At 28.9% G+C, this 19,209-nt stretch carries 13 protein-coding genes; 2 read left to right on the forward strand and 11 right to left on the reverse strand.

The genetic code is table 11. The annotated features are described in order from the left end of the window. Positions 1 to 1,657: 1,657 nt before the first annotated feature. On the reverse strand, positions 1,658 to 2,692 hold the full coding sequence (locus CSGHG_RS06935) for a hypothetical protein (RefSeq protein ID WP_026022260.1): 1,035 nt from the start codon (positions 2,690 to 2,692) through the stop codon (positions 1,658 to 1,660). A gap of 377 nt (positions 2,693 to 3,069) precedes the next feature. Next, positions 3,070 to 3,927: a formate/nitrite transporter family protein gene (locus CSGHG_RS06940; RefSeq protein ID WP_010293685.1), complete on the reverse strand. Its 858-nt coding sequence runs from the start codon at positions 3,925 to 3,927 to the stop codon at positions 3,070 to 3,072. 586 nt (positions 3,928 to 4,513) lie between these two features. Here CSGHG_RS06940 and CSGHG_RS06945 point away from each other — a divergent pair. Next, positions 4,514 to 5,182, forward strand: a complete 669-nt coding sequence (locus CSGHG_RS06945; protein WP_010293686.1) for a sigma-70 family RNA polymerase sigma factor — start codon at positions 4,514 to 4,516, stop codon at positions 5,180 to 5,182. 587 nt (positions 5,183 to 5,769) lie between these two features. Here the strand turns inward: CSGHG_RS06945 and CSGHG_RS06950 are convergent. The 7 genes from CSGHG_RS06950 to CSGHG_RS06985 all read right to left on the reverse strand — a co-directional run bounded on the left by CSGHG_RS06950 (position 5,770) and on the right by CSGHG_RS06985 (position 15,699). Next, the gene (locus CSGHG_RS06950; protein WP_010293691.1) at positions 5,770 to 7,797 is read right to left on the reverse strand and encodes a urocanate hydratase; all 2,028 of its coding nucleotides are present in this window, start codon (positions 7,795 to 7,797) and stop codon (positions 5,770 to 5,772) included. A gap of 1,044 nt (positions 7,798 to 8,841) precedes the next feature. Beyond that, positions 8,842 to 9,054, reverse strand: coding sequence for a hypothetical protein (locus tag CSGHG_RS06955; protein WP_010293692.1), 213 nt, complete (start codon positions 9,052 to 9,054; stop codon positions 8,842 to 8,844). A 70-nt stretch (positions 9,055 to 9,124) separates the two neighbouring features. Continuing rightward, complete coding sequence (locus CSGHG_RS24610) at positions 9,125 to 9,259, reverse strand: hypothetical protein (RefSeq protein ID WP_268869845.1); 135 nt, start codon at positions 9,257 to 9,259, stop codon at positions 9,125 to 9,127. Positions 9,260 to 9,782: 523 nt separating this feature from the next. Beyond that, positions 9,783 to 11,189 (reverse strand): cell wall-binding repeat-containing protein, encoded by a 1,407-nt coding sequence (locus CSGHG_RS20145; protein WP_010293696.1) that lies wholly within the window; start codon positions 11,187 to 11,189, stop codon positions 9,783 to 9,785. Positions 11,190 to 11,496: 307 nt separating this feature from the next. After that, entirely contained in the window at positions 11,497 to 13,500 is a 2,004-nt protein-coding gene (locus tag CSGHG_RS06970; RefSeq protein ID WP_010293698.1) for an aminopeptidase, read from the reverse strand. 802 nt (positions 13,501 to 14,302) lie between these two features. Then, positions 14,303 to 14,428: a hypothetical protein gene (locus tag CSGHG_RS24615; protein WP_268869846.1), complete on the reverse strand. Its 126-nt coding sequence runs from the start codon at positions 14,426 to 14,428 to the stop codon at positions 14,303 to 14,305. Between the two features lie 317 nt (positions 14,429 to 14,745). Beyond that, the gene (locus CSGHG_RS06985) at positions 14,746 to 15,699 is read right to left on the reverse strand and encodes an aromatic acid exporter family protein (RefSeq protein ID WP_010293699.1); all 954 of its coding nucleotides are present in this window, start codon (positions 15,697 to 15,699) and stop codon (positions 14,746 to 14,748) included. 419 nt (positions 15,700 to 16,118) lie between these two features. Between CSGHG_RS06985 and CSGHG_RS23110 the strand changes: the two genes are divergently transcribed. Further along, complete coding sequence (locus tag CSGHG_RS23110) at positions 16,119 to 16,271, forward strand: hypothetical protein (protein WP_010293700.1); 153 nt, start codon at positions 16,119 to 16,121, stop codon at positions 16,269 to 16,271. A 33-nt stretch (positions 16,272 to 16,304) separates the two neighbouring features. Here the strand turns inward: CSGHG_RS23110 and CSGHG_RS20150 are convergent, their stop codons facing one another. Continuing rightward, a complete protein-coding gene (locus CSGHG_RS20150) occupies positions 16,305 to 17,711 on the reverse strand; it encodes a cell wall-binding repeat-containing protein (protein ID WP_010293701.1) in 1,407 nt (468 codons plus the stop codon). Between the two features lie 724 nt (positions 17,712 to 18,435). Then, on the reverse strand, positions 18,436 to 18,594 hold the full coding sequence (locus CSGHG_RS23870) for a hypothetical protein (protein WP_207635860.1): 159 nt from the start codon (positions 18,592 to 18,594) through the stop codon (positions 18,436 to 18,438). Positions 18,595 to 19,209 lie beyond the last annotated feature (615 nt).

Genomic DNA, 19,209 nt, shown 5'->3' on the forward strand with positions numbered 1-19,209 from the left:
TTCCAAACGCTCTACCTCAACTAAGCAAGCAATCACCCAAAGTTCTGCCTCCATCACAAAAGGGACAGACGCGTAATTGGCTACTTTACTATACTTTGGTATAGATGCTTTTGTTGATTTTAGTTTTTCTCCAATAGTAATCGAAGTCGGTCCCGAACATCTACGCAGCAAAGCTGCTATTTTAGGACTGGCTTTGATTACTTTAGGTTTTGTTAATACCTTTTAGATTTCACTGTAAAAATAACTTATGGAAAATATACTTAGGTACGCCTGTCCTTCTTGTTACGACTGTGCACTTTGAATATAGCTTTAGTTTTTTTTATATCCTAAACTCAAATTTTGCTCCATCTAATTCACAGAAACTGGTACTCCAGTTTCCTCCATCATTGTCAATTGTCCTTTGTCCATTGTCAATTTCCAAAGAACTACCTCAACTAAGTAAGCAATCACCCAAAGTTCTGCCTCCATCACAAGAGGGACAGACGCGTAATTGGCTACTTTGCTATACTTTAGGATAGATGCTTTTATTGATTTTAGTTTTTCTACAATACTGCTCGAAGTCGGTCCCCATCACCAATTTTAGCAACACACCTAAGCAAGTAAATCCTTATAGTATTAGCTCCATCACAAATGGGACAGGCACGGTAAATTTATTTTCTTCGCTAACACTTGATGCTCTCATAATTTTATACTTCTATCTAAAACATCAAAGCCAGTCCCGGACAACTACGCTACATAGTAGCTACCTGAGGACTGGCTAACTTTTTTCATTTATGGTAATTAATTTTAAAGAGCTTATCTCTATTTTATGGGTATACACCTTTCGTGCCTGTACCATTTGTTACGGCTGTGAACCTTTAATATAGCTTTAGTTTGTTTTATATCCTAAACTCAGATTTCACTGCTTCTAATTTTTAAAAACTGGCAGCCCAGTTTCCTCCATCATTGTCAAATGTCAATTGTCCATTTTCAATTTTTCCAAACTCTCTACCTCAACTAAGCAAGCAATCGCTCAAAGTTCTGCCTCCATCACAAGAGGGACAGACGCGTAATTGGCTACTTTGCTATACTTTGGTATAGATGCTTTTGTTGATTTTAGTTTTTCTCCAATACTGCTCGAAGTCGGTCCCAAACATGTACACAGCAAAGCTGCTATTTTAGGACCGGCTTTGATTGCTTTAGGTTTTATTGATAAACTTTCGATTTCACCGAAAAATAACTTATGGAAAATATACTTAGGTACGCCTGTCCTTCTTGTTACGGCTGTGAGCCTTGAATTTAGCTTTGACTAGTTTAATTTCCCAACCTAAAATTTAATACCTTAAATTTAAAGAAACTGGTAGTCCAGTTTCAACCTGAACTATTAACTCTTAACTATCTAAACCCCAGTTTCCTCCACCATTGTCAAATATCCTTTGTTCATTGTGGATTTCTAAAAATCCACTTAAAACTATCCACATATTATTTAATAACTTTTCACTCAATTTGTATTTTTTGAAATTTTATCCCCAATTTGCTTTTGTTTTATGTGCTTTTTGTTGATAATTCAAAAAATTGTTTTATTTTTGTGGATTATTTTTAAAATAAAAAAACTGGCTAATGCCAGTTTTTATAAAGATAATCTTTAAAATTATCTTTTATCTTCTTTTATTTTATTTTAGAAAAATTTTATATTATATATTTGTAATTCTTCTAATTCTAAATAATCAGCTACAAATTCCTTTGGAAATTGTTTTGCTAAAATTTCTTTAAATTTTGCTAATTGTTCTTCTTTTGGTTTTTCTGTATTTAGTTCTGGTTTCTTTAGATCTGTTTCAGTGAATAGGTCATTTTCTACTTTATAAGTTACATCATGGTTTGATAAATATAATTGATTTTTATCTAACATTAATGAACCTACTATAACTTGTGGTACTGTAGTTGATTTTATATTTGATAATTTATATTCTTTATCAAAATCAGCCAAGTAAATAGTATCTGTTACTTCCCCTGTTGTTATATCAAATTTAAATGTTTTAAATGCAAGTTTAGAAAAATCTTCTGAAAGAACTGTTTCTTGTATTTGTTCATCTGCATTCTCTAATTCATAAACAAGTTTATCATTTATGTATATATATGATTTAGTACCTTCTGTATCTTTAACTTCTTTAGTATATAACAGTTTATCTCCATCATTATATGTGTTTAGCGAGTTTCCTTTTACAAAATTCACTTCTTTTTTCGTATTTACATCATAAACGCCATAAGCAAGTACTGACGGATTTATATGTGATTTTATTAATATTCTTTCATCATTTATCCATTTTATGTCAGTTATTATTTTAAATTCTTCATTGTTTATTGGCAGTTTTTCTATTTTTCCATTTCTTAAGTTCTCTACAACAATTTCTGGCTGTTTATTGGAAGTATCGTCTGTTTTAATTTGATAAACAATTTTTTCATTATTGGGGCTTACTGATAATAATTCTTTAAGTGTACCACTTTCACCTAATTCTTTTATCTCTTGTTTCTTTTCATCATAATAGTAAATCTTATTTTGCCTTTCAAATACTGCTTTTAAGTGCTTTTTATCGGAAAGGCTTACATTTGCACTATTACACCCAACTAAAAGCAATGTTATCATCACTATTAATAGCAATGTAACTTTTGAAAATATTCTTTTTCTAAGTCCTTTTCCAATATTCATTCTCACTTCCAACCCCCGAACAAACGATTTTAAAAATAATTTCTTTTATTAAAGATTAATGTCTCTAATATGTAATTATTTTAGGCATATGAAAACTTATTCATACTATATGTAAATTACCAAATTACGAGAATAACCTAGATAATTATACTCCTTTAGTATTGTACATTCAATAAAGAAAAAAACATTTTTTACAATTTTTTTAAGGAAATTTATGTTAATATTTTTTGAACTTTTTTACATATGTACACCTTTGAATTTTTTTACATTTTTATATCTATATTCCCATTATATTAATTATAATTCATATACATATCAGTATTGTTACAAAATAGATACAGAACTAAAAAAATTTAAAGAAAAAACTGGCATTAGCCAGTTTTTTATGCTACTTTATTTTCTTTTACTATTTCTTTATTTTTTTCAGATTTCTTATATATAAACCAATATGTTAGTCCTATTAAAATAGAACCACCAATTATATTTCCTATTGTTACTGGTATTAAGTTATGAATTACTCCTATCACATTTAAGTTCGCTAACTTTTCTGCTGTTTGATGTGATGCTTCTACATACACTGGGTTACCTTTTGCTAATAAACCTATTGTTAAGTAATACATATTGGCAACACAGTGTTCAAAACCTGATATTATAAATACAAATATAGGAATGAATCCCATTAATACTTTTCCTGAAATATCTTTTGCTGTATAAGAACCCCAAACTGCTAAGCAAACTATTATGTTACATAGTATTCCACTAAATAGAGCTTGAGTTATTGTAAGATTAACTTTACCTGTGGCAACCTTTATTGCATATCCTCCAACTGCCCCTGAATTAAAATCTAATAATCCTGCTCCATAAACAAGAAGTGCTATTAATACTGTTCCTATAAAGTTACCTATAAAAACTATAAGTAAATTTTTAGCCATATCCTTTATTGATATTCTTTTTTGAGCTACTGCAACTGATAATAAACAATTTCCTGTAAATAATTCCGCACCACAAATTAAAACTAGTAATAATCCAACTGGGAAAACTAATCCTGCTACAGTCTTTTGTAACCCAAAATTAGTAACGCTATGTGAAGCTACTGCTGAACCAAAAGCACCTAATGCTATATAAGCACCTGCTAAAATTCCTAAGAATAAAGTTTGTATTGATTTGTTCTTAGCTTTTTTCACTCCTACTTCTTCAACGTATTCTGTTACTTCCAATGGCGATAACATATTTTTACTCATTTTTCTGCCCCCTTTTTTAATACATTTTTATCCATTTGTTTGTATTTTATTTTAAGTTTTGCAACTTTTTTAATAATTTATTTATATTGTTCAAAACTTATTTATTAATCATTCATAAGTATTGTTTTACAGTATTTTCTTAATGTTATTTTTTAGTCATATTTAATCTTTTCACGACAAAAAACATTATATTTTAGCAGCTATATAAAAGTCAACTGTATAAATGCTATAAGTTTACATTATTATTCCATTTATTCAATTTTAATCTATTTATTGATTTGATTTTTATTTTTATATTTAATGTTTTATAGAATTAAATTTTATTTTAAATTTAATTTACCTTTATATAGTATTTTAAAAATATATATCTTTTTATATTAAAGTTTTTATTTTTCTTTAATTGTTCTTTATAATTGTGTAATAATTTTCATTTACAGTTTTTTAATTAATTATTTATTAAGTATTAGATTATGTTGTGATAAGGTATACATAAAGAAACACAATAAAGGTTTATTTGACAATAACTTTTATAAGTTTCTAATTTATTAGTTAGTCAACTAAAATAAATTCTTGGAGGTATTTCATTATGAGTAAAAATGATAAAGATTTACTAACTAAGGAGGCGTTTAGGGAAGCAGCTAATGAAAACAATGGTTCTGCAAAATATCACAAAAGTATAGAGGTATTAAAAAATAAAGAATTATTGGACAACCTATTAAAATCTGCTCAACAAGGTGATGAAAAAGCAAAGGAAACACTAATATTAGGATTTAAACCTTATATTGTAACTTTAGCTAAAGGTGTTTTTATAAAAGGTTATGAACTTGAGGATTTAATCATGGTTGGGTATGAGAGTGTGCTTAAATGTATTAAATTTTTCACTCCATGTCAAGGGGCTTTCCTAAACTATACTATGCGAGCTATTAAACTAAATTTTAATGCCCTAATAAAAAAGGAAGCTGAAAATAATTCTATAAGCAGTTTATCTTCACCAATTGGTGAAGGTGTAACTTTAGTTGATACTGTTATTGATTCTTTTGATTTAGAAGAGAATTTTTTAAATAAATGTAGAGGTAAACAGCTTGTTGATTTGATAAATGATTTACCTAAAGATGATAGAAATTTGATATATTATTGTTATGTGACAGAGCAAGCAACAATAAAAGACCTTGCTAAAATTAAAGGAGTAAACTATAGAACTTTACTTAGAAGAAAAGATAAGATTTTTAGAAGATTGTCACATTTGTTGATGTAACTTTTTTAGTTAAGAGTGAATAATTGCGGTTATTATTAGTCACTTCGTTTCTAATAATTCTCAACGTATTTTTGAATCTAGTTTTACTAACAAAATTTAAGTAAGCAATATCTCTAAGTTTTCACACCATAACAAGTGGGACAGGTTCATTTTTGGCTATTTTCTTCGCTTAACTTTAGATTCCACAAATACTGTATTCCCCTAACAAGATAAGTAAAGAACCAGTACCCCTATTTGGGTTTTAGTAAAATTTTCAAACAAGCAATTACCCCTAGTGTTGGCTCCCTCACAAATGGGACAGGCACGGTAAGTTTATTTTCTTCGCTAACATCTGATGCTCTCCTAAATTTATATTACTAACACAATAGCTCAAAGCCAGTCCCCAACAATTCCAAAGAAACTGGCACTCCAGTTTCAACCAACATTGTCAAATGTCAATTGTCCATTATATAATTTGTTAGTCTGCAAACCTTGAATTTAGCTTTTGCTAGTTTTATAATTTAAACTTGTAATTTATGCCTTTAAATTATAAAAAAACTGGCTAATAGCCAGTTTTTTCATAGTGAGAATTTATTTTAAAGCTTTATTTATTTGTTTAAAGCTTCTTTTACTACTTTTGTTACTAAGTCTTCATCTGCTATATATGGTATTGTTATATGGTCAGTTTCTTTGTTGTCTTGGTTATATTCCATTGATGTTTCTATTGAGTGTTCATTTCTTGCCCATGCTCTTCTTGCTACGCCACCCATTACATCCCATGCCATAGCTGATTTTATTATTACATCAACTTCTTCACTTCCGTCAAGAACAAGTCCAAATCCACCATTTATAGATTTACCAATTCCTACACCACCACCGTTATGAAGTGCTATTAAGCTCATTCCTCTTGCTGCATTTCCTGCAAAACATTGAACTGCCATATCTGCCATTATATTACTTCCATCTTTTATATTTGATGTTTCTCTAAATGGAGAATCAGTTCCACTTACGTCATGGTGATCACGTCCAAGCATTATTGGACCTACTAGTCCTTCTCTTACCATTTTGTTGAATTCTAGTGCAATTTTCATTCTTCCACCAGCATCTTGGTATAGTATTCTTGCTTGAGTTCCAACTACTAATTTATTCTTTTCTGCATCTCTTATCCAGATGTAGTTATCTCTGTCTTGTCCTCTTCTATTTGGATCGATACATTCCATTGCTTTATGGTCTGTTTTTATTAAGTCTTCTTCTTTACCACTTAAGCATACCCATCTAAATGGTCCATATCCATAATCAAATAACATTGGTCCCATTATATCTTCAACATATGATGGATATATGAATCCGTCTTTTTCATTTACTCCATTTTTAGCTATGTCTTTTCCACCTGCATCATATACAGCTTTCATAAATGAGTTACCATAGTCAAAGAAGTAAACTCCTCTATCTACTAATATTTTTATTAATTCGTAGTGTTTTAATAAAGTTTCATCTACTAATTCTTTGAATTTTTCTCTATCCTCTTTTAATAGTCTAGTTCTTTCTTCAAAGCTTATTCCTACTGGAGCATAGCCTCCATCATATGGGGCATGACAAGATGTTTGGTCTGATAATAAATCTATTTTTACATTGTTATCTACCATGTATTGTAGTAAATCCACTATATTACCATGATATGCAATTGATATAGTTTCTTCTTTTGCAGCTTTTTCTTGAGCCACTTTTATTACTTCTTCAAGGTTATCTGATGCCATTGCAACCCAACCTTGATCTAATCTTGTTTGTATTCTTGAATAGTCTACTTCTGCAACTATTCCTACACCATTAGCTATTTCTATAGCTTTTGGCTGAGCTCCACTCATTCCACCAAGTCCTGATGTTACGAATATTTTTCCTCTTAAATCTCCATCATCAGCAACGCCTAATTTTAATCTTCCTGCATTTAGTAATGTGTTAAATGTTCCATGAACTATTCCTTGTGGTCCTATATACATCCAACCACCAGCTGTCATTTGTCCATAGTTTGCTACTCCTAATTGAGTTGCTCTGTGGAAATCATCAGCGTTATCAAACATACCTATCATAAGTCCATTAGTTGTTATAACTCTTGGTGCTTTTTTTGAACTTCTAAATAGTCCTAATGGATGTCCACTTTCTACTACTAATGTTTGCTCTTCTGTAATATTTTCTAAGTATTTCATTATTAGTCTGTATTGCATCCAGTTTTGACATACTTGTCCTGTTTCTCCATAAGTAACAAGTTCATATGGATATAATGCAACATCAAAATCTAAGTTATTATCTATCATTACTTGGAATGCCTTACCTTGTAAGCATTTACCCTTATAGTTATCTATAGGTTTACCACTAAGTTTTCCTTCTGGTCTGAATCTATATCCATAGATTCTTCCTCTTGTAACAAGCTCTTCCATGAATTCTTTAGCCATTTGTTCATGGTATTTCTCCGGTATATATCTCAAAGCATTTTTAACAGCAAGTTTTGCATCTGCTTCGTTTAAATCAAATCCTCTGTCTGGAGCTCTTCTTATTCCTTCTACAAATTTAGGCATTTCTGGTAGTTTGTCATCTAATTTGATTACCATTGCATCTTCTATTTTAAAATTTTCCATCATAATAAAATAACCCCCTTAAAATTTAGTCTGTATATGATAAATAAATTTAAATATTATATCCTTTAGTAAAAGTTTCCCCACATATAGGACATATTCGAATCAATATTAAAAAGATTCAGTATATTTTGTATAAAGAATAATATTTAGTATTTTTTTCAGAATTATGTATCATGCAAAATTTGACAAGAATATTTAAATATTATCCTATTAAATATACTTAACACACATTTTGAATTAAAATGTTATATTTTATGACTAATAACCCTATATAAAAATATTCTTTATGATTTTCAAAATTCCTTTTCAGTTCAAATTTTGTTAACAATTTATTTTTGTTAATAAATTAGCATGATAAAGCCATAATCCAAAAATTACTAGGATATGTAATTAAAACTTATAGTATATATTTACTATTTTGTTAATATTTTTATTAAAGAACTATTTAATTTTCATTTTATTTATTTCTTTAGTATTTAACTAAAATTTTAATTTAGTTAAAGATATTCTTTTAACCTATCATTTAAACTGTTTAATAATTAGTTTAAATTAAAGCAAAACTGACGATAGAGACTTTTCAACGCTTTGTCGGTTAAGAGTTAACAGTTGTGGGACTTTATCAGTTAGGAGTTAACAGTTAATAGTGAATAGTTGAGGTTATTATTAGTCACTTCGTTCCTAATAATTCTCAATGTATTTTAAAAATCTAGTTTTACTAACAAAATTTAAGTAAGCAATCACCCAAAATTCTACCTCCATAACAAGAGGGACAGACGCGTAATTGGCTACTTTGCTATACTTTGGGATAGATGCTTTTGTTGATTTTAGTTTTTCTCCAATACTGCTCGAAGTCGGTCCCCATCACCAATTTTAGCAACACACCTAAGCAATCAATTCCTTAAAGTATTAGCTCCATAACAAGTGGGACTTCTTTAGTTAAGAGTTAATAGTTAATAGTTATGGTTATTACTACTCACTTCGTTCCTAGTAATTCTCAACGTACTTTTAAAATCTAGTTTTACTAACAAAATTTAAGTAAGCAATAAATTATAGTCTTACCTCCATCACAAGAGGGACAGACGCGTAATTGGCTACTTTGCTATACTTTAGGATAGATACTTTTGTTGATTTTAGCTTTTCTCCAATACTGCTCGAAGTCGGTCCCCAACATCTACGCAGCAAAGCTGCTATTTTAGGACCGGCTTTGATTACTTTAGGTTTTATTGATAACCTTTCGATTTCACTGAAAAAATTACTCATGGATAATATACTTTGGTACGCCTGTCCTTCTTGTTACGGCTGTGCACTTTGAATATAGCTTTAGTTTGTTTTATATCCTAAACTCAGATTTTACTACCTTAAATTCAAAAGAAACTGGTAGTCCAGTTTCCTCCATCATTGTCAATTGTCCTTTGTCCATTGTCAATTTTCTAAGAATCTCTACATCAACTAAATATGCAATCATTCAAAGTTCTACCTCCATCACAAATGGGACAGGCACGGTAAGTTTATTTTCTTCGCTAACACTTGATGCTCTCCTAAATTTATATTACTAACACAATAGATCAAAACCAGTCCCCAACAATTCAAAGAAAGTGGTTGCCAGTTTCATCCTGAACTATTAACTCTTAACTATTTTAGGGGACTGGCTAACTTCTTTTATTTATATAACTAAATTGTAAGAGCTACTATCTATTTTATGGAACTACATTAGTCGTGCCTGTCCCATTTGTTACGGCTGTAAAATTAGATCTTAGCTTTTGTTTGGTTTTATCTCTAAAACTCAAATTTTACTCCTTCTAATTCAAAGAAACTGGTAGTCCAGTTTCAACCTAAATTGTCAATTGTCCATTGTCAAATGTCAATTATATAATGTTCTTAATCCTTAATTTTTTCTTATTTTATTCCCATAACAAAATAAGAAAAGAGCCAGTACTTGATATGCTTCTTTGCATTTCAAGTACTGGTTCTTTTCTTAATAATTTATTTTAAGGTCTATAGTCTTGTGTTATTTTTGATATTTTATTATTTTCAAATTCAACTTGGAATAGTGGATGTCCACTCCAATTAGTTCTAGTTTTTAATTCATCAAAAGTTATTGGATTAGTTCCAAGTAAATTATTAGGACTTATTTTTTCATCCTCTATTACTTTTATTTCTACATTATCACTAATTTCTACTTTTACAGGAGTACTCATTGGTATATCCTGACCGCAATCTGGAATCCATGGTTCTCTATCTTCTGTATATATTACATGAGATTGTAACTTATAGAAGCTACAATATTCCTCTACTTCTTCAGTATCTTTACTTAACTTATTAAATGTTCCTGTCATGTATTTTTTACCATTTTCTTCATAGAATGATGTTGCTTTAAATGAAAATTCCTTTTCATTGTTTAATCTTTGCTCTGTAAAAACTTCTACTGAAAACTTTCCACCTAATATATTAACCGATTTATAATCATCTAATTGTGGTTTTGAATTAACTATACTTTGTGATTCTGATAAAAGTATTGGTGATTCTGTTTTTGCTGCCAAACTAGCTCCTAGTAGTGCATTAGAAAAACTTTTTCCACCAGTAACAAAGATATTTTCACCATTTAATTCTTCTTTAAAGTGATTTAACACTTCCATAGATGTTTCATATCTATCTTTTCCAGCTAAACGTATGACTTCACTTCCTTCTATATTTGTTATCATATAGTCGATTTCATTTTGTATCTCGTCACTTATTGCTTCTAAACCACCAGCTATAAATACTTTTTTAGGCTTTATTTTTTCTATTTGTTCAATTGCACTAGGTGATAAAATATCTTCTTCTGTTAACAATATAGGATATTGCTTAGCTCCTGATATAGATGACATACTTAGTGCATCTGCAAATTTCTCTGAACTTGCTATTATAACAGGTGTTCCTTCTTCTACCTTAACTTTTTCTACTATTTTTTTATTAGTTTCAAATCTATCATTACCACTAATTCTCTCTATATTTTTATACCCAAGTTTGTTAAATTCATCAACATAACTATTTGTTAGTAATTTTTCTCCACCTAATAAATATATTGTTCCATCAGTTTTTAAGTGCGTTTTAATAAATTCTATTTGCTTTACACTATTTTTAGGAGAATACCTAAGTGAAATTATTGGGGCATTATATTTTTTAGAAAGTATTGATCCCGTTAATGAATCTGGATAATCATCTCCCTCTATAAGAATTACCGCATCTATTTTTTCATCTTCTATAAATTTTTCAGCAATTTCAATAGATGTTTCATATCTATCAGTTCCACCTATTCTAGTAACCCTATCATTAGCAGCATACGCATTTATAGGTGCAAAGCACATTCCTGTAACCATAGCACCTATAAGTAAACAAGTTATTTTTTTATTCACAATCAACCATCCTTAAATCATTATTCATCATTTTAAATATATTAATTTAATTCATAAATTATTCCAATAAATTTAAAAATTTTTAGGTTCTAATTGTGATCTTTATAGAGAAACAAGCTCGAATTTAAATTTATTCAATAACTTTAAAATATTTTCATACAAAATGTAGTGTTGAATTCTAAGCGATTCAGACCATGTCTCACTATTTTTGGTATCCAAGTTTTTGGAATGGATAATTTTAAAAGTGAACTTGAAACCCTATAATAAAAATAAAAAAAACTGGAATAACCAGTTTTTTTATTTATATTTAATTTTCTAATGGTCTATTTAATTCTTCTGTTCCTTCTACTACAAATCTTCCATCTCTTATTATATCTATAGATTTTCCTTCTTTAGTTATTACTGATATTAACTCAATATCATCATATGGAAGTGTTATATCCGTATGACAACTAGTGTATGCATTTTCTATATCAGTTTTTCTTAATATAGATTTTTCATTATCTCTTGCTATTATTTCTTTTCTATCTGAGTTATATACTTTTACATCTTCACATTGACTAAAGCAAGTATCACCTATTGCAAAGTGTGGTCCCATTTTTTCTACTATTAGAATCGGTAATATATTAACTATTTGATGCTTTTTAGATATTACATATGCTAAAGTATTTGTTCCTATAGCAAATTCTCCCAATGGCAATGTTTTATGTGGGAAAAGTAAATTCTCTTCAATATATTTTTTATTTTCTTCTTCATCTAAAAAGTTTGTGCAGCTATATTCTTCTACATATCCATCTTTAAATGTTAAGCTTAAATTTTTATATTTTAAATCACCTAAATATACTTCTTCTACATGAAGTAATCCATTTGTTCCTTTTAATACTGGTGATGTGAATACTTCACCTACTGGTATATTTACATCTGCTACACAGTTTTCAAAATTAGTTTCTTTTTCTGGATTTTTGATTTCATGCATTTTTACTTTTATATCAGTCTTATTATTTCCAAAACCTTTTATATGGATATAGTCACCTTTATCTAAAACATCTATTATACGTTTTTGTATTTTTTCATATTGTTTGCTGTCTAATAAATTAATTTTTAATGTATCTTCAAATATTTCCTCAAAATTCTCTCCTATTTCTGGAGTTGGGAAAGCTATTATTGTAAAGCTAACTTCTGACATTGGAATGTATTTATCTTGTTTGATAGCCATTGCTGATTGATATTTTTGATATATTTTACCTTGTTTTTCATTTAATTTTAATGCTTCTTTTTTGCTTTCTGGTGCAAAAGGAGTTTCTCCAAATTTTTCGAAATAAAGTATTCCACTATACTGCTTTAACTCTTTTTTATATTTTTCAAATAGCTTTTCATTAGCCTTTAGTTTAGATTGGCCTATTTCTTCATCGTAAAATAATCCTATATCGAATCTATGGTCGTAATCAAATTGTTTATTTGGTGATGTATATACAAGTTGGTCTATTATAGGTTCTAATGAGTACCTTCTTAGTCTTTCTATAAGAAGTTTTATAATTCTTTCTTGTCCTACGTTAGCAAAAATTCTTGAGGTAGACTTGTTGTTATAATCTTTATTGTCTCTTTTAAATCCTTCTATATAACCGTTACATACAGTATCTGCAATTAAATCTATATTTTCATATTTATTTAAAAACTCTGCTGTTTTTATTTCATTATCACTTATATAGTAACCATATTTAAAAAGATATCTTAAATCATCTAAGTTAGACGTTTCTATTATATTTTTAACATGACTTTCTTTATTTATTAGTTTGTCTTTTAAGTTGTGTTTACATAAAAACTCTTGATTATTTAAGTTTAATTCTTTTAATAGTGCTTTTATATCTTCTGGGTTTTCATTGTTATTATATTCAACAAAATTATAAATACTTAAAAAATGTTCGTTATAAAAATGCATCATTTTTAAGTTGTGTGAAAATGCATATGTTATATATTTTTTAGATATATTGTATAAAAAAGTAGCTATTTTCCCTAGTTCTTCACCAAAAACTTTTACTGCATAAACAGGATTACAAAAACTAGTGTTGTACCTTTCCCCTATTATATCTTCATAAAGCTTGTGATTATCTTTTAAAAGTTCTTCAAATGGTTTATTAAAATAGTTGTTATCTAATTGTTTTTCTAAGTTACACATTTTACTTGCAAACCTTGCTTGGCTTTGTAAAAATTTTATAAATTTTTTTGGCTCTTCTTTATATTGTTTATTAGCAATTTCAGATATTTCTTTTACCGTAAAATTATAATTTTCCTTGTCAAATTTAAACTCCATAAAACTTCCCCCTTCTATTAGGCATAATCTTACATTTATAAATATATCGTATCACTGTGAAAAAATACTTGCAATATTTGGAGGAATTTTTATAAAATATTAACTATTTTCACGTAAAAAGTTGTGGTACTTTTTAGTTAAGAGTTGTAACGCTTTGCTCCTAATAATGCTAAACGTATTTTTAAAATCTAGTTTTACTAACAAAATTTAAGTAAACAATCACTCAAAGTTACATATCCATTACAAGAGGGACAGACACGTAATTGGCTACTTTGCTATACTTTGAGATAGATGCTTTTGTCGATTTTAGTTTTTCTCCAATAGTACTCGAAGTCGGTCCCAATTATTCAGTTTTAGTAACACACCTAAGCAATGAATTCCTTACAATATTAGCTCCACAACAAATGGGACAGGCACGGTAAATTTATTTTCTTCACTAACATCTGATGCTCTTCTAACTTTATGCTTATATCTAAAAATTCAAAGCCAGTCCCGAACAACTACGCTACATAGTAGCTACCTAGGGACTGGCTAACTTTTTTCATTTATGGTAATTAAATTGTAATAGCTACTTTTTATTTTATAGAGATACACCTTTCGTGCCTGTCCCATTTGTTACGGCTGTAAAATTAGATCTTAGCTCTTGTTTGGTTTTATATCCTAAACTCAAATTTTACTCCCTTAAATTCAAAAGAAACTGGCAGTCCAGTTTCCTCCACGGACGCCTATGAGTCCATCATTGTCCATTGTCAATCTTTTAAAAAGTTATCTAAAAATCTAAATAAGCAATTATCCAAAATTTTTACGCCATCACAAGAGGCACAGACGCGTAATTGGCTACTTTGCTATACTTTAGGCTTGATACTTTTGTTGATTTTAGTTTTTCTCCAATAGAACTCGAAGTCGGTCCCGAACATCTACGTAGCAAAGCTGCTATTTTAGGACCGGCTTTGATTACTTTAGGTTTTGTTAATACCTTTTAGACTTCACTGTGAAAATAACTTATGGAAAATATACTTAGGTACGCCTGTCCTTCTTGTTGCGGCTGTGCACTTTGAATATCGCTTTTGTTTGTTTTATATCCTAAACTATTAACTCTTAACTTCTAAATAACTAAACTTCAGTTTCATCCTAAATTCTTAATCCTTAATTTTTTCTTATTTTATTTTCACAACAGAATAAGAAAAATCCAGTACCTAACAGATTTACTCAAGTACTGGTTCTTCAAAAGAAACAAATATATATTTATGGTTGTTCATAGTAAAATTCATTTTTTATTTCTAAAAATTGTTCCAAGTCATTCAAAAATTGATATAGCATAGCTCTATTTTCGAATTCTTCTCTTGTTGTTGGTAATTCGCTTTCTTTAAATTTTTCTCTTAGTTCTTTTAAGTCTTTTAACAACATTTCACAGGAGTTTTGTTCTGCTAAATTTTCGCCTACTTTTTTAGTGAAATCTGCTATCATCTCAGTTTGTTCATAGGTCATAAAGAATTTTTCAAAATGTGAACGCATTCTTTTTACACATTTAAACTGCTTTATTCTCATTTCCATATACTCAAGATAATAACTTTCATCAGACATAAAATAGTTGTTTAAGTTTATGTACGCTTTCTTTTTAGCTGCATATAATTTTTTTTCTAAATCATTAAATTTTTTATCTTCTTGCAGTGAAACTGAAAGCTCTCTTAATGCCCTAGACATATCTATAAATATATCTTTTAATGCATCTTCTATGTATTTTTTATCTCTTATTATGTATTCTTCCATGTTTTTCATGTACAAATTTAATAATAAAGCTACACCAACACCTATAGCTATTAATCCTAATTCATTTATAATTAGTTCTTTAGTTATAGCTCCTTCCCCTAAAAAGTGTGTAGCTAAAACTGAACTCATTACAATGCCTTCTGAAATGTTTAATTTTACTGCAACAGGTATAAATATAAGCATAAAAAGAGCAAATACTACTGGATTAAACCCTAAAAGTTCCATTAATATCCCTGATATTAATAATCCTATAATACAAGCTCCTATCCTTTGCAAAGCAACTTTAAAGGATTTACGTTTTGTATTTTGTATACTAAGTATTGTAATAATACCTGCTGATGCGTAAAATTTTAACCCTAGAAATTGAGCAATAAGCATTGAAATACCTGTTCCTATAGCTGTTTTTAATGTTCTATTTCCTATTTTCAAATTAACACCACCTTTTAAGCCATATGTATTATAATTTCATTTTAATAATAAAAACATTTTTATAGTTATGGGATTCTTTAGTTAAAAGTTATTGTCATTACTATTCGCTTCGTTCCTAGTAATGCTAAACGTAGTTTTATATTTTTTAACTAATAAATCAAAGCCAGTCCCGAACAATTTTAAAGAAACTGGCAGTCCAGTTTCAACCGACATTGTCAATTCCTAAATAATTAATGCAATTTATATATTATGTATTATATCATTTATTATTTCTTTTGTTTTTTATTTATTTTTAATTTTTTTAAATAATTTCTTCGTATTCTTTCATTTTATGTTTATTATTTTTATTTTTGGATATTAATTAGAGAGTACAGTAGTATATAACTGTACTTTTATTTTGATTTTAAGGAGGTATTTTTATGAGTAAACAAGTTTGTTCTTTATGCGCTGGGAAAAAATTAGTTAAATGTGATTGCACAACTGACTGTGTTAAAAATCATTGTACTTGCTGCGGAGGTTCTGGTCAACATGCTTGCCCTGAATGTGGTGGTAAAGGCTATACTGAAAAATAGAGAAGACGGGTTTTTCCCATCTTCTCTATTTTTTTAAGGTCTATATTCTTGTGTTATTTTTACTATTTTATTATCTTTAAATTCTATATTAAAAATATTACTTCCTCTAAATCCTTGATTGTTTTTTAGGTTGTCAAATGTTATTTTTTTAGTAGCCATTACATTTCCATCACCTATTTTGTTCCAATCTATAACATTTATATCTACATCATCACTAACTTCTATTTTTACGGAAGTACTAATTGGTATATCTTGTCCTCCATCAAGTATATAGGTTTTTCCACCCTTTTCATTAACTATAGCCGTAGGTATTTTATAATACTTACAATACTCGTCTACTTCTTTTATATCTGTGCTAAACTTTTCAAAATTTCCAACAATATAATTCTTTTCATCTTCTTTAGATGCGGAATTTATATAAAATAAGAAGCTTTCTTCATTATTTAATCTTTGTTCTGTAAATTTTTCTACTGAAAATTTACCACCTAGTATATTAACTGATTTATAATTATCTAGTTCTGGTTTTGATTCAACAATAGTTTGTGAATTAGATAAAAGTATAGGTGATTCTGTTTTTGATGCTAATGCACTTCCTGATAATGCATCTGGGAAAGTTTTTCCACTAGCTATAAAAATACTTTCATCTTTTAATTCTTTACTAAAGTGATTTAGTATTTCCATGGATGTTTCATATCTATCTTTTCCTGATAAACGTATAACTTCATTTCCTTTTGTATTGGCTATTATATCTTTAATTTCATTTTGTACTTCATCACTTATAGCGCCTATTCCACCAGCTATGAATACTTCTTTAGGTTTTATTTTTTCTATTTGTTTGATTGCACTACTTGTTAGCGTATCTTTTTCTGTTAACAATATTGGATATTGCTTAGCTCCTGATATCGGTGACATACTTAATGCATCTGCAAAGCTTTTTGAACTAGCTATTATAACTGGTGTACCTTCTTTTATTTCAGCTTTTTCTACTATCTTTGTATTGGTTTCATATCTATCTGCTCCACCAATTCTTTCTATGTTTTTATATCCTATTTGTTTTAAATAGTTAATATAATTATTATTTATATTTTTTTCTCCACCTAATAGATATACTTTTCCATTAGGATTTAATCTTGATTGAATAAATGCTATTTGTTCCATACTAACTTTAGGATCATAATCAACTAGAATTATAGGAGCATTATATTTTTTAGAAAGTATGGAACCTGTTAATGCATCTGGATAATCTTTTCCACTTGCAAGTATTACAGCATCTACACTTTCGTCTCCTACAAATTTTTTCCCTATTTCAATGGATGTTCCATATCTATCACTGCCATTTATTCTATTAACTCTATTATTAGCAGCATATACATTAATAGGTGTAGAGCAAACGCCTGCAACCATAGCACTTATCAACAAATAAGTTATCTTTTTTTTCATAACTCATCCACCCCTTTTATACCTTAATGATTATAAATATATGTTAACAAAATTTACAACTTATGTAAATGAAATTGATAGCTTTAATAAAGAACTTTTTGTATAAATTTATAAAACAAATTACATTATTAAATTCAAAAAAATTATACTAAGTTATACATCAATTGCAAAGCATACTTTGTTAGTTAAAAGTTAAGAGTTAATAGTTGTAATGCTTTGCTAGTTAAGAGTTAATAATTAATAGTTATGGTTTTTACTACTCACTTCATTCCTAGTAATTCTAAACGTAATTTTTATAAATTTGCAAAGCAAATTATATTTATAGATTTTAAAGAAAGTGATTGCCACTTTCCTCCTAAATTTTTAATTCTTAATCCTTAATTTTTTTAATTGTCCTTTGTCCATTGTACATTTTTTTAAATCTCTACCTCAACTAAGCAAGCAATCACCAAAAGTTCTGCCTCCATCACAAGAGGGACAGACGCGTAATTGGCTACTTTGCTATACTTTGGGATATACGCTTTTGTTAATTTTAGTTTTTCTCCAATACTGCTCGAAGTCGGTCCCCATTATTCAGTTTTAGCAACACACCTAAGCAATCAAATCCTTACAGTATTAGCTCCATAACAAGTGGGACAGGTTCATTTGTGGCTATTTTCTTCGCTTAACTGTAGATTCCACAATTACTATACTCTCATAACAAGATAAGTAAAGAACCAGTACCCTATTTGGGTTTTGGTAAAATTCTCAAACAAGCAATTGCCCCTAGTGTTGGGTCCATCACAAATGGGACAGGCACGGTAAATTTATTTTCTTTGCTAACACTTGATGCTCTCCTAATTTTATATTTTTCAACTAATAAATCAAAGCCAGTCCCGAACAACTATGCTACATAGTAGCTACCTGGGGACTGGCTAACCTTTTTTTATTCATGGTAACCAAGTCCAAAGAGCTGATTTTTATTTTTATATAGATAAACCATTCGTGCCTGTCCCATTTGTTACGGCTGTGAACCATGAATCTAACTTTGTTTGTTTTATATCCTAAACTCAGATTTTACTCCGTTAAATTCTAAGAAACTGGTAGTACAGTTTCAACCAACATTGTCAATTGTCCTTTGTCCATTGTCAATTTTTTAAACTACTTATCTCAACTAACCAATTAATCCCCTAAGTTCTGCCTCCATCACAAATGGGACAGGCACGGTAAGTTTATTTTTTTCGTCAATACTTGATGCTCTCCTAAATTTATATTACTAACACAATAACTCAAAGCCAGTCCCCAACAATTTCAAAGAAAGTGATTGACACTTTCCTCCTAAATTCTTAATTCCTAATTCTTAATCCTTAATTTTTTTAATTGTCCTTTGTCCATTGTCAAATGTCAATTCCTAATTGATTGTCCTTTGCTCATTGTTAATTTACTAAAGTTCAGTTTCCTTCTTAACTCCTCAATTCTTTTAAAAGTAAGTTTTGTGGATTGTTGAAAAATTTAAGAT

The organism is Clostridium senegalense JC122 (assembly GCF_000285575.1).
Lineage (GTDB): Bacteria > Bacillota > Clostridia > Clostridiales > Clostridiaceae > Clostridium_J > Clostridium_J senegalense.